Origin of the sequence: Phenylobacterium sp., from assembly GCF_031425575.1 — a bacterium.
Taxonomy (GTDB): Bacteria; Pseudomonadota; Alphaproteobacteria; order Caulobacterales; family Caulobacteraceae; genus Phenylobacterium.
In genome coordinates this window covers 1-12,335 of record NZ_JANPJP010000352.1, presented here as the reverse complement: position 1 = coordinate 12,335, position 12,335 = coordinate 1, and the positions used below count along the sequence as shown (strand labels likewise).

Annotated in this window: 6 protein-coding genes; 2 read left to right on the top strand and 4 right to left on the bottom strand. The window is 62.6% G+C overall.

Annotated elements, in window-relative coordinates:
• Window positions 1-393 precede the first annotated feature (393 nt).
• From RMO97_RS19395 to RMO97_RS19380, 4 genes are all read right to left on the bottom strand, one after another.
• Window positions 394-1,698, bottom strand: a complete 1,305-nt coding sequence (locus RMO97_RS19395; protein WP_310542646.1) for an FkbM family methyltransferase — start codon at window positions 1,696-1,698, stop codon at window positions 394-396.
• A 355-nt stretch (window positions 1,699-2,053) separates the two neighbouring features.
• The gene (locus RMO97_RS19390; protein WP_310542645.1) at window positions 2,054-2,305 is read right to left on the bottom strand and encodes a hypothetical protein; all 252 of its coding nucleotides are present in this window, start codon (window positions 2,303-2,305) and stop codon (window positions 2,054-2,056) included.
• 68 nt (window positions 2,306-2,373) lie between these two features.
• The gene (locus RMO97_RS19385) at window positions 2,374-3,096 is read right to left on the bottom strand and encodes a class I SAM-dependent methyltransferase (protein ID WP_310542644.1); all 723 of its coding nucleotides are present in this window, start codon (window positions 3,094-3,096) and stop codon (window positions 2,374-2,376) included.
• 306 nt (window positions 3,097-3,402) lie between these two features.
• On the bottom strand, window positions 3,403-10,278 hold the full coding sequence (locus tag RMO97_RS19380; protein WP_310542643.1) for an Ig-like domain-containing protein: 6,876 nt from the start codon (window positions 10,276-10,278) through the stop codon (window positions 3,403-3,405).
• 1,113 nt (window positions 10,279-11,391) lie between these two features.
• Between RMO97_RS19380 and RMO97_RS19375 the strand changes: the two genes are divergently transcribed.
• Together RMO97_RS19375 and RMO97_RS19370 are read left to right on the top strand one after the other, a co-directional pair.
• Window positions 11,392-11,712, top strand: coding sequence for a hypothetical protein (locus RMO97_RS19375; protein ID WP_310542642.1), 321 nt, complete (start codon window positions 11,392-11,394; stop codon window positions 11,710-11,712).
• The gene (locus RMO97_RS19370) at window positions 11,709-12,266 is read left to right on the top strand and encodes a prepilin-type N-terminal cleavage/methylation domain-containing protein (protein ID WP_310542641.1); all 558 of its coding nucleotides are present in this window, start codon (window positions 11,709-11,711) and stop codon (window positions 12,264-12,266) included. Before RMO97_RS19375 ends, RMO97_RS19370 begins: the two co-directional genes overlap by 4 nt.
• The last annotated feature ends 69 nt before the right edge of the window (window positions 12,267-12,335 follow it).

The following is a 12,335-nucleotide window of genomic DNA, read 5'->3' as shown; positions in this document are numbered from 1 at the left end:
GGCTACTGGGCCCAAGTCGGAAGTGGGAAGCTGACCGGATCGGTCACCTGCTTCGTCTGTTCGTCAACGCGCTGGAAAGGCGGGGCTGGACCATAGAGGACGGCGAGAAGGGACTTCGATTGGTCCCTGACGGCGAAGCGATCGGGTTTGAACTGACGGAACAGACCCTCCGTAAGCCACACAGGATCACGGAGCCGGAGAAGGCCGCGTTGGACAAGTATGAGGCCAGAGCCAAGTTGCCCTGACGGTCTGGCGGTGCGCGCAGTCGGGGGTCGAGTTGTCTCCGGTACGTCATGAGCGCTCACCGCCTCGAAGGTGCTCATTGATGATTGTGAAGGGGAGCACCAGCCCTCTGGCGCTACTGTGAGGTCAAATCATAGTTGGAGGGCCTACCTAGAAGAACGACAGTCCCATCTCTCGGGGCGCAAATACGAAGTCGCTGTATATCTGTGGTCCGGCATCCTCCCGCACGAGCTCGTAGTCGTAGGTGCTGAACAACTGAAGGACAGCGGAAATATTGTAGTTCATCACCTCAATCGCGACGATCGGGCGAATAGTTCGCAAGAGTGTGTCCGCCCCATGCAGAACTGGTAGTTCGCCACCATCCACGTCGATTTTCAGAAGCCGACAAGCAGTGAGCGCCAAGCTGTCGAGCGTGATGGAGGGTACAGGCTCTGTGCCTTTTGTCGGCGTTGCAGACACATTGGAAAAGTCTTCGCGAATAAAGTTGAAGTGCGAAGTCCCGACCTTGTCGGAGACAGCAGCTCCCAGATGGTCAAGGTTGATCTGAGCTTCAAGCTGGTTGAGGCGGACGGTTGCGCGTAGCCGGGCCACGAGGTTTGGATTGCACTCAAACGCGACGACCTTGCATGCCGCTTCCCCGGCGAAGAATACGGCGTGGTTGCCGATGTTCGCACCCACATCCAGCACGACGTCGCCTGGAGAGAGGACGTTCTGAAGGGTGCGTAGCGCGCCTTCTTCATAAAATTGGCCAATGGCATGCCGCAGCGAGATCGAGAAATTAGCTGCAGTGAAGGGGAATCGGTATGGCCGTGATCGACCGGAAACCTCGACCTCGTCTTGGTTTGACAGATAGACCTCGGCGAACTTCTGAAGTCCCTGCGATTGAATTGGCGCCAACTCCGCCACTGTCGCCCGATCGTCGATCATCATTGCACTAAGCATGGCGAGCTTTGATTGCCTGGCCACGTCTTCCACTGAACCTCTGTGGAGTTTGAAGAGAACCAGCGCTTGCTCCATCTCACCGGCGGCAAACAGCTCGGTAAAACGGCGACCTCGGATTTCCAAACCCAACGAGCCCAGAGCGTCGAGCAAGGTCAGGACCTCCGAGTGCTCTGAAAGCGCGCCAGCCAGGGCGGCAGCTACCCCAAGGTCATCAACCTCATGGCGCGGATAGTCACTGATGCGCGAGAGGGCAGCCTTCGCCTCTTCGGTGCGGTTGACCCGGATAAAAGCTAGGGCGGCATTTAGATGCTGCGCGCGTTGAAGTCGCCCGGGAGACGCGAATGCGCGGTAGATGTCGGCGATCAGCCGAAACTGTCCGCCGGAGTTCAGCGCGCGGAAGAGGGTGTGCACCGTTCCGATGGATGCAGGATCTTGCTGGTATGAAGCCAAGGCATAGGAAGTTTCCCGCAGATTGTCGCCGATATGGCGGTGGACTACCGCCAGATTGTTCAAGGCTGACGAGTCTCCCCGGCTTAAGCGATCCTGAAGTTCGGCGATAACTTCGGCCTGTTGGCCAGCTTTAACTCGCGCAATTATGTCCATCCAGCCCGGCCTTTCCTAGAGTCGGCGTCAAAGCTCGCCACGAGACCTGACCGAGATTTGCCTCATATCATGCAGAGTTTGAGCCTCCCAGAAGTGCGTCCAGAGATGCCGACGAACTGGCGGTGCGCTGGATAAGAGTTGCGCTCGATGGGGTCTGCACGAAAGAGCCAATTTCGCTCGCTACAGCCGCAGCGCAGCGACGGCCAACGTTATGAGGGAGCGGCACATCTTCAGTCTTGCATTCGATCCGATGCTCGGCCGGCTCTCAGGAATTGCCCTGGGTCAACGCCTTTGCACGTTGAATAAGACCGGCCACTAGGCGCTGGTCGTTTCCAGCCAACGGGTGGAGGGCGGCAAGCTGCCGAACTATTTCCAGTGCGCCAAGAATCCGCGTCGCGAAGGCTGCTTGCTCAGCAGCTGACGATGGCCAGGGTTCACCGCGTTCGTTCGCATCTTCATAGAGTATAGAGGTCAGGATAACCGAGCCCAAGGTTTCCACACGGTCACTTTCAAACATCTTTTCGCCGCCATCGTCGGTTTATCAATATGCTATGCAGATAAATACAGTGGCCAAGGCCAAGAAAACTAGTCGTTGTTAAAGAACGTTATCGCGGGATGACCTGCAATATTTATTTCGTGGGCTGTAAGTTCTGAAAACGTTGCCCGCATCAGTTCGGTGTAAGACTTAACCCCGCTCGCCGTTGCACAGATCAGTTTGGTTCCACCCCGTAGGAGGGACCCGGAGCGGGGAATGACCGCAACCGGGCGCAGATCCTTCGCGACACGGAGCCCATCCAAGACGCCTTCAGTTACGTCCGGATACCAGTCGTGAAGATAGTCGTCGATAACCACTACTGCCTGATCTGAGAGATGGGAAGTGGCGAGCTGGAGATCGCTCAATACTGCCCTATACGTGTGGTCTCCATCAATGTGCACAAATCTCGCTGGAGCCTGGAGCAACCTCATCCAGTCAACCGTCTTCAGGGTGGATGTGTCCTTCATAACCAGCTGAACAGTTGGGCGTCCTTCCGGTGGAAGAGCTTTGTCAATAGCTACCGATAAATCGTGGGCCATCGCGTCAGGGAATAGATCGTAGCCAATAACTCTTTCACTGGGTAGAGCGCTCAGGGCTAGGCCGACGAAAGTCTTACCTTTGAACGTTCCGATCTCAGCGAGGGAACCCTCGACCTCAAGCTTTGATTGCTGAGCAAGGATAGCGCTGATAGCGCGAGCTGCTCTTGGACTAATAAAGCCGTCAATTTGCGTCATTCCGCCACCGGGGGCGAACCAAGCTTCCTGATTAGTCATTTCGTTTCACTTTGGCTGGCGGAAAAAGTCGAGTTTCTTGGCGCGGGTGGTTGCCTAACACGCTGCCCGTGTCGCGAAAATGCCCAAGGTCTTGCTCGGGGCGAGCTGTCCCCTGCGTAACGGGCGGATTACCCAAGGACTACCCTTTTGTAGGCTCCATTAGTCTCAGTCGCCCCTCCATTTCCCGCCTGGCCGGCGCTGCTCGGTCAATGTCCCTGCTATTGCCGGGTGCATTTCCCAGGCCCGAGGTTCGCCGGGGCTCGATGGCTTGTTGGCAAACCTGGCGTCAGGCTTGGGTTGATCTGTTCACTGGAAGCGAACGCGTCCGGCAGTCGCTGGGGCTCCGGCGCCTTGGCGTGCGGTGTCGCTACTATTTCCCGGGTTTGCGCCACTGCCGGCGGTCAAGACCCCAGAGCTGACGTAGGCTGGATTGTAATATCCAGACCCTCCGCCGCCCGGCGATAACAGGCCGTCAACACCATCATCACCGGATCCGCCGCCACCACCACCATAGTAGCCGCCGCCCCCCGCGCCCGAGTTGTTGCCGTATCCCCCCTGGAAGGCTGAGCCGGGACCGCCTGTCGAATAGGCGCCTGTCCCCGCGCTGCCGCCTGCGGTCGCGGTTCCGCCCTGCCCAGGGTTTGCGTACCAGGCTCCGCCGGCGCCGGCGGCTCCCGACGAGCCGCCCCCCGCGCCCGCCCGGTTGGGATAGCCAGCGGCTTCACCACCACCACCACCGGCGATGAGAATCGCCGTGCCTCCCGCCTGGCGAATGCCGGAATACCCGCCACCGCCGGTGCCGGCTGTGCTGGCCTGCACATTCCCGCCTCCCGGGGCCCCGCCGCCGCCGACCGGCCCGTTTGGATGCACAACGCCAGGCGCGGCGACATAGAGGGAATAGCTCTGACCGGCGCTGAAGGTGATGGCCCCCTCAGCGTAGCCGCCCGCCCCGCCCAACGTGCCACCACCGCCTGCGCCCCAGGCCTTGGTCGGCACAGTGAAGGTTCGGGTGGGTGTGATCGTCCAGGTCCCGGCGGTCCCGAGGCTCAAGGGGCCATCGTCGTCCAGGTCCCAGCTGGTGTGGCCGTTTACCGCCGGGCTGATGAAGAAGTTTCGTTGATCCGTAGCGACGGTGACATTGGCCGTCGCTGCTGAACTCCCACCTCGCCCATCTGAGATCGAGTAGCTGAAGCTGTCCGCGCCCACGTACCCTGCGGCTGGCGTGTATGTGATGGTGGTCAAGCCGCTGGCGATGACTGCCGAGCCGTGCGCCGGGCTCCCGACCGTGGAGATCGTCAGGGGGTCGCCATTGCCGTCGCTGTCATTGAGCAGAGGCGAAAGGGTGGTCACGGCATTGCGGACCGCGATGGCGCTGTCGTTCGCCGCGACGGGATTGAGGTTGAGGCCAATCGTGTTCGCAAGGCTGAAGACGCCCCCCGATGTGAAGGTGTGAACTGTGTACCCGCCGACAGTGGTTACAGATCCCCCGGTCGCGGAGGCGGTGCCGATTAGGTAGCGGATGATCACCACACCAGAGCCGCCACTTCCTCCAGCCGCAGCAAAGCCAGCTCCGCCGCCGCCACCGCCGAGGTTCGCCGTGGCGTTGCCGCCGTTTCCGCTGTTCGTCCCATTTCCGGCGTTCGTTCCGCCGGACGCGGCTGACGGTCCATTGCCGTTGCTGGCGTTGCCGCCACCGCCACCGCCCGATCCATAGATTAGGCTCGCGCCGCTAATGCTATTTGCATAGCCTGCGCCGCCCGCGCCACTGGCGCCGGGACTTCCCGACGAACCCGCCGCCGCCGCGCCGCCGCCGCCGCCGGCGCCCTTTGCGGAATCCGCCCCGTAACCGGCGCCGCCGTTGTTGCCCATACCTGTTGACCCAGCACCGCCAGCGCCCGACATCGCGCCCCAGGTTCCTCCGCCGGAGCCGCCTGTGCCGCCGGTACGACGCCCGGGATCGTAGCCGGAGCCGCCGTATCCGCCGCCAATGGCGGTTATTCCCGGGCCGATGCTGCTGTTTCCGCCGCTGCCAGGGAATCCGTTATTCGCGCCACCAGCCCCACCCGCGCCAACTGTGATGGTGTAGGCGCCCGGAAGTATCGCGCCAGTGACGGAAATGACCCCACCGCCACCGCCGCCACCAGGGCTCCCGAACCACGACCCGCCGCCGCCGCCGCCGCCGGCCACCACCAAGTAGTCGAAGGATTGGCTAGAGATCGTAAGGTTGACGGTCGACGTCGCGACGCCGCCCCGCCCATCAGAGATACTGTAGGTGAAGCTGTCAAAGCCCGTGTATCCGGCCGTTGAGGTGTAAACGACGGCCTTCGATCCCGTGGTTATCGAAGCCGATCCGTGTGCCGGCGTCCCAACCGAACTGATGGTGAGGCTATCGCCTTCTGGATCGCTGTCATTCCCGAGCGGGGAAAGCGACGCTGCAACACCGTCCACCGCGGCGACGCTATCGGGGACCGCGACAGGGTTCGCGTTTGGCGTCGAACCATATCCGCTGGTCGGAGTCACCAGCCATGGGGAGCCGCCAAAGTTCGCAGTCACAGCATCGCTAACGCCAGTGATGGTTGCGGCTGGATAGACGGAGCCCACAACGGAGCTGAAGCTGATACCCGTTGATCGGGTGCCTCCGGCCTTCTGGAAATAGGCAAGCCGATTGGCGACGTCGAGTTCGACAGCGATGACGTCGCCCGGGCCAAAGGTGATGCCCGGAGCCGCCAGTTGCTGACCGGAGGCAATGATCGTGCCGTTGGGATAGAGCGCTATGCCGTTCGAGTCAGCGCCCACGTAGGTATTCATGGAGGCGGACGCGTTGACGATACCAACTCCGGGGCGCTGACCGGTTCGCTGACCGATCGTCACCTCGAAGTGCATCTTTCCGCTGCTGGCCGCCTGGGTTCCTCGCACGCTTGCATCGCCCGCGCCCGCGCCATGCGTGGCGGTGACATTACCATTCGAGAGCACGATGCTGGCCGCCTTGGTGGACGGATCCCAGGCGTTCAACGGGGGCGTAACGGTGACAGCGATTGTTGCGTTCGAGGTTCCGCCCCGACCATCGGACACCGTGTAAGTGAAGCCATCGGCTCCGAGGTAGCCTGCCGTGGCCGTATAGGTCACGTTTGAGCCGCCCAACCCGATCGTAACGGTCCCATGAGCCGGAGTTCCGACCGCGGAGACCGAGAGTGCATCGCCGTCGGGATCACTGTCGTTGAGCCTAGGGTCGAAGGTCAGCACGGCGTTTGATGGCGTCGAGGTGGCGTCGTTGACCGCAACAGGAGCCTGGTTCGCCGCCCGCACAGTCATGGAGACCGTCGCAGTGGCGCTTCCTCCCCGCCCGTCAGATATGGTGTAGCTGAAGATGTCGGGGCCGGAATAGCCGGCGGTCGGTGTGTAGAGGATAGCAGCAGCGCTGGAGACCGACGCCAGCCCGTGGCTCGGGACGCCGACCGAGCTGACAGAGAGGTTGTCCCCGTTGGAGTCCGTGTCGTTCGCGAGAGGCGATACGGTCTTGGCGGTGTCCAATTCCGTCGTCGCATTGTCGTTCGCTGCCACGGGCGCCAGGTTGGCGGAAGGATCGCCAAGGATCAGACGTCCAGGTCCCGCCGGCGCGCCCGCGCCGCCACGCATCGTGTCCGAGGCTGCGCCTGGGGAGGTGCTTGTTCCGGCGGATAGGATCGCACTGAAGACCTTGGCCGGGTCGTAGTACCCGGAGCCGCCGCCCGAGCCGTAATAGGTGTAGGGATCAGCGCCGCCGCCGCCGCCGCCATAGTAGCCGGCGCCTCCGGCCATCTGGCCGTGATAGCCGTCCGTCCCGCCAGTCCAGGCGCTGCCTGTACCGCCGGGGAACTGACCGCCGCCGCCGTTGCCGCCGCCAGTCTGAGTGCCGCCGCCGCCGTTGGCGGCCAGGCCGGCCGTCCCGCCGCCTGCGCCGCCGTGTCCGTAGTTGCCCGCCGTGCCGCCACCGCCGGCGATCAGGACCGCAGCGCCAGAAGTCGCCCGAATGCCCGAATAACCGCCCCCAAGACCATGCTCTCCGCCGCTAGTTCCGCCGGCTCCAACGTAGAGAGTGTATGAGACGCCGGCAGTCAGTGTGACATTGCCGACCGCGGCGCCACCGGCGCCGCCATTCTGGCTGTTTGACGCGTTGCCACCGCCACCGCCCCAGGTTTTGGAGGGGGCCGTGAAGGTCGTGGACGGAACGATGGTCCAGGCCCCTGCCGAGGCAAGGTTCAGCGCACCGTCGACATCGAGGTTCCAAGTCGACTTGCCGTTCACGGAGGGGCTGATGGAGAAAATTCGTGTGGCTGGAGACACAGTCACACTCACAGACGCCGTGGCGGTTCCGCCGCGGCCGTCTGTGAGTGTGTAAGAGAATACGTCAGAGCCGGAGTAGCCGGCAGCCGAGGTGTAGACCAAGGTCGCGCCGTCGATCGTGACGCTGCCTTGATTGGGCGGTGTCACGTTGACGAGGGACAGGAAGTCTCCGTCCGCGTCGTTGTCATTCGTCAGCGGCTGTATGTTGGTTGGCTGGCCGGCGTTGGCGGAGGCGCTGTCGTTGCTGGCGACTGGCGCGCTGTTCTGCGACAGCGGCGTGAAGTGATTGTAGCCCGCCGGCGGCGCATAAGCCGTCTGGCCCGCCCCGTACTTGAACTGGGCCTGCGCCGTGCAGGGGCTGTTCCAGTTCTGGACGCCAGAGTGGGGGTAGTAAGGTCCGCCGAAGGGTAGGCTTCGTGTCGCCCCCAGAACGTTGTTGCGGTAGATTCGAAGGGTTCGTGCAGCAGGGTCAAGGGCGAAACCGTAGATGTCGTTGTTGGCGCCGGCTCCAACACCTGCAGTAGCGCTGTTGGCTCCCGCCCAGGTGATTCCGTCCCAGCTGTTGACCCCAGCGTTATAGTTATTGAACCCGCCCGAATCTCTCGAGGTGCTGATGTTGTTGGTGACGCCCGTGAATATAATTCCGCAAACCTTTTTAACTTCCCAGTAAATCTTACCTGAACCAATGCCGCGGTTGAGATAAACGTTACCTGCAAACTGACTAGACGAAGAAAATGTCAAGCCAGAGATACTGAATGTGTTTGGATAGTTTGCGGGCTCCATGACCGACAGAAGCTCTGGCGGCAGGACCGTTACATTCACCGTTCCAGTCGCTACCCCACCGTGCCCGTCACTGAGGACATAGGTGAAGCTGTCAGCGCCGACATAACCCGTGGTCGCAGCATAGGTGACGGTTCCGTCCACATTGCGACTGGCGGTTCCGTGCAGGGGTAGGCTGACGGAAGCTACGGTCAGGAGATCGCCGTCGGGATCACTATCATTGGTGCGTGGGTCAAAGATTCTCGGCAGGTTGGAGGCTGTCGAGATCGCGTCAGTGACCGCCACGGGTGAATCATTGGGAGCGACATGGACTGCGATCATAGCCGTTCCGCTAGCACCGCGTCCGTCAGCGATTGTGTACGAGAAGCTATCAGGCCCGATGTAGAATGCGGTCGGCGTATAGGCGACTAGTCCGCCAGTTGTGATGGCCGCACTTCCGTGAAGTGGGACGCTGACCGACGCAATGGTCAGATTGTCCCCATCGGGGTCGCTGTCATTGGCGCGGGGGTCGAAGCTGATGGTGGAGCTTTGAGAGGCCGCGACATTGTCATTGACCGCTGTGGGCGGCCGGTTACCCGGATCGGATACCGTGATGGTGACTGTGGCCGTGGAGGTCCCACCCCATCCGTCGGAAATAGTATATGTGAAGGTGTCGAGGCCCGAGAAGGCGTTAGGCGCGGTGTAATTGATTGATTGTCCGCCACTATTAATGCTTGCCGTTCCGCGGACCGGGGCCGTTGAGGCAATGATCACGAGGGCGTCGGCGTCTGCGTCGGTGTCGTTGGTGAGCGGCGTAACGGTTGTTGTCGCGCCGGCATTCACGCCGCCACTATCGTTGGTGGCAGTCGGCGCGTGATTGGTGGGATGGATCGTGATGTGGACGGTCGCCGTCGAGAACTTCGCGCCTGCTCCACCGCCAGCTTGGTTCGAGACCGTATAGGTGAAGCTGTCAGAACCCACATAGCCTAGCGTCGGATGGTAGTCGAAAAGGTAGCCGCCGGCGACGACGACAGAACCATGGGCGGGATTGGTGTGGCTCACGACATAGAGTTGGCCACCATCTGGATCGCTGTCGTTTAGAAGTGGATTGACGGCGCCCCCGCCGTCCATCTGTCCACGGATGACGTCGTCCATGGCGATTAGCGCATTTGGTGCGGGGGGAAGCACAGTGATCGTGATTTGACCGGTGGCGGTCGCGTGGTTCGCGTCCTCCACCAGGTATGTGATCTGGTCGGTGCCGGAGAAGAAGGGAGGTGGGAAATAAACAATACTTGTCCCCAACACCGACACATTGGCCGGGGCGGCGACTTGTGCTGATCGGATCGTTGCCCCTGGATGAGAGGGATCATCGTAGCCGGCGAGGGGCTCTATCGTCGCGACTGAGCCGTAGGGGATCTCGACATGCTTGGCGGGCAGCGTGAAGTCCAAGAGGGGCGCGCCGCTGCTTGAGCTGGAGGTGAAGACCCGGAAATCTCCAGCCGCAAGCTGGCCAGCGATGGTGCGTTTGACTCGGATGTACCGTGCGTTGTTTCGCGGTGAGACGTCCTTGTAGGCGCCCGGGATGGCGCCAGAAATCGAGATGTCGGAGGTCCAGGTCGAGCCGTCGTCAGAGGTCTGAACTACCGCGCCGTTGAGGTTGGCCTCATTAATGCCGTGGTCTGCGTCGATGGCGGCCGCTAGGCTGATATGGTCGACATAGGTCGAAACGCCGAGGTCGGCGGTGATCCAGGGCTGGGCCTCCGAAGCCGTCACCAGGATCGAGTTTGAGAAACCGAAATTGACGTCGCGCATGCCCGCTGCGCCGAGGGACGTCGATCCTGGCGCCGTCGAAGAGGATGCGAAGCTGAGCGGGATGATCTCGCCGGCCTTCACGCCATTGCTGACCTGGATGCGATTGCCCGCGTCGTCATACTGATAGGCGACGGCTCGACCGTTGGAGTCCACGGCCCCCGTCAAACGGCCCAGGGCGTCGTAGTTGTAGACCGTGGTTTCAGCATGGAGCGCACTAGCTGCCACACCGCAAAGCAGTGACGCAGCCATAAATGCGCTGCGAAGTCGCCGCAGCGAAAAAGACGCCATATGCCCCCCACGGCTAGGTCGAGAGATACAATCTCGGATGGCGGCTAGATGCAAGTTGCGTCTTGAGGGTGTTTTTAAATCCCGGTCTGCAAGCCGCCGCGGCGCTTATATTCCGGCCTCTTTAGCGGGGCCTAGCGGCCGCCTCCGAATTCCAGCTGATAGGTCTTGCCGCCGAGACGAAGATCACCCCTTGGAAGGCAGGCCGCGAGAGAGGAAAGCGCTTGCGCCTCGGCGCGCAGGCGCGCCTCTGTGGGGTCGGCTCCTGGCGCGCGCAGGATCTTCGGCGGCACGCTCAGACCCCCTCGGCTGTCGAGGGAAACCTCCAGCAAGACAGGGATCGGCCCTGAAGCGCGGCCGCGGAGGCAGGGCTCAATTCGCCCGGCGAGGGCTCCTGAAGATCCGCCCAGGGCCTCGCCCAGGCGCGACTCGGAGGCTGCCGCTCGCCCTGTGGCGGCTTTGGAGGAAACCTCCTTGGCCATGGTCTGTGGCGCGGACGGGGCGGCCTCCTTGCGGTCGCTCTCCGCCTCCAAAGGCGGTGAGACCTTCGGCGCGGGCGGCGAGGGGGTGCGATCTCTCAGCCGTTCGAACATCTGGGACAGAGCCGGTGAATTGGCGGGGGTCTGAACGACCGGACGCGCCTCGGAGTGGGCCTCCAGTCTCGCCAGCAGGGGGCGGAGGCCAGCGTCGGACGGCGCGGGTGCGCCGGCGGCCGCGCGAGGCGGTGGCGCTACAAGGGCCACTTGAAACACCGGTCCGAGGCTGCCGCCGCCCTCAGCGCCGGCGATCACGTCGCCACTCGCCGAGCCGAACAGGGCCACAAGGACACCAGCGTGGAACAGCGCCGACCCGACGAGCGCCCAAGATCGCGCCCGGTGGGATCGGCGACCAATCCCGAGGGTGGTGTGCGTGACCCCGTCCTCAAAGCCCATCGTCGCCGCTGTCCAGGATCAAACTCAGAGTTGCGCAACCCTCTGTATATGATAGGCGTCTAACTGCAACGCTGGGGGGCGGAGCTTGGTATCAAAGCACTCTTTGCGGCCCGCCCGCCCACGGTTTCTCGGTTGCGAGCCCTTAGGCGAGGGCGGTCAATCCGGGTACGCCGTCGTCGATGCCATGATCGCGTTGATGCTTCTTTCCACAGCAATCATCATGAGCCTCATAGTCATGGAACAGGCGCGCCGTGTCACGGTCCTCGCCACCGAAGTTCGCCGGGCTCAGAGCCTGATGACAATGTTGCTCGAGACCCCGCCAGAAGCCCTAGAAGATCTGTCTGGCCAGGCTACGGGCTTCACTTGGCGGCTACAAACCCGTCCTACCGGCGCAGAGCGCCCGATCGAGATTTGCCGCCGCTCGGTCGATCTGGTGAGTGCTTCCGGCGGGCGGGCCTATCAGGCCGCGACGCAAGTCACTTGTCCCGCCGCCGACCCCGCATGAGCCAGGCCGGCTACACCCTTGCTGAAACCCTGGCCGCCCTCGCCATCCTCGGCTTGGCGGTCGGCGGTCTGACTGCGGGCGTGGGATTGCTTGAGCGGGGCCAGCGCCTCACCAGTCAGGCGACCGTCCAGTTGCAGGCCGAACGGGCCGCGGAACTTTCCCTTGATCGTATGCTGCAGGGGGGCGGACCATTCCGCTCCATCGAGCCGGCGCGACTCACCGGCAGCGCGACCGCCATTGTTGCCGAGTGCGGCGAGGTTGCGCCCTGCCGTATCGAACTCACTGACGGTGAGACGGGCCTGGGACTGCGGATCACTCGCCCTGGACGCGTCGACAATCTCCCGCTGCGCCGAAGTGTCCCCGCGGGGTTTGTCTATCGGGGTTCGAGTTCGACCAGTGTGACGTGGCCGCCGGACGATCCGCGACGCCAGGTGCTGCGATCCATTTCGATTCTTCGAACAGATGTTCAAACCGACCCCCTCCTGACCGTGAGGCTCTGGCGGGAGCAGGCGCTGGACTGCATCTTTGACGTTGTGATCCAGGATTGCCGGTGAGCGCTATGAACCAGGCCACACCAGACGAGTTCAAACCGCTCTCCGAGCCGGCGCCCGCCGCGACGCCGC

Excerpts from the sequence above, each read along its gene's own strand:
- RMO97_RS19390 (WP_310542645.1), bottom strand. The coding sequence starts at position 2,305 with ATGTTTGAAAGTGACCGTGTGGAAACCTTGGGCTCGGTTATCCTGACC.
- RMO97_RS19385 (WP_310542644.1), bottom strand. The coding sequence starts at position 3,096 with ATGACTAATCAGGAAGCTTGGTTCGCCCCCGGTGGCGGAATGACGCAA.
- RMO97_RS19380 (WP_310542643.1), bottom strand. The coding sequence starts at position 10,278 with ATGGCGTCTTTTTCGCTGCGGCGACTTCGCAGCGCATTTATGGCTGCG.
- RMO97_RS19375 (WP_310542642.1), top strand. The coding sequence starts at position 11,392 with ATGATCGCGTTGATGCTTCTTTCCACAGCAATCATCATGAGCCTCATA.
- RMO97_RS19370 (WP_310542641.1), top strand. The coding sequence starts at position 11,709 with ATGAGCCAGGCCGGCTACACCCTTGCTGAAACCCTGGCCGCCCTCGCC.